The 507-nt window shown below is 60.2% G+C and carries 1 protein-coding gene; it reads left to right on the top strand.

The window, feature by feature from the left end; genetic code table 11:
- Positions 1–242 precede the first annotated feature (242 nt).
- A partial coding sequence (locus CXQ97_RS21380; RefSeq protein WP_368784527.1) for an AMP-binding protein occupies positions 243–507 on the top strand: 265 nt, incomplete at its 3' end.

Below are 507 nucleotides of genomic sequence, written 5' to 3'. Positions count from 1 at the left end.
CGAACTTGCGATCCTTGGGTGTGCCGGTGTCTTCGATGTCGTCGCTCATGGTCTCGGTCTGTCTGGCTAGTGGGCAGCGGTGGCGAACGATAGCAGATCGCCCGACGCCGGGCAGTGTGGCCATTGGTGATCATTGCGACGGAAAAAGCGATCTACTACTGTCGGATTCGACATCAAGTTTCGCACAGTAAAACAATAATTCATTTTGGAGAATGTCGATGTCCGCTTCCGTGCAAGGCTACGTGGCTAACGAACTCGCCCGTGGCGGCTACCAGAACGTCCATGACCTGCTGGCTCAGGCCTGCGTGAAGCATCCGCAGCGCGCGGCATTTTCCTGTGGCGACGACCACCTCACCTACGCCGAGCTGGGCAGTCTTGCCGACGCGTTCGCGCGCTACCTGCGGCATCACGCCGGGCTGCAACCCGGTGACCGGCTGGCGCTGCAGCTGCCCAATTCGTTGCAATATCCCATCGCCGTGTTTGGCGCACTCAAGGCCGGGCTGGTGA

It is taken from the genome of Arthrobacter sp. B0490, assembly GCF_002929355.1.
Taxonomy (GTDB): Bacteria; Actinomycetota; Actinomycetes; order Actinomycetales; family Micrococcaceae; genus Arthrobacter_D.
Note: the sequence above shows the minus strand (reverse complement) of the source record. Positions and strands in the feature narration are given on the sequence as shown.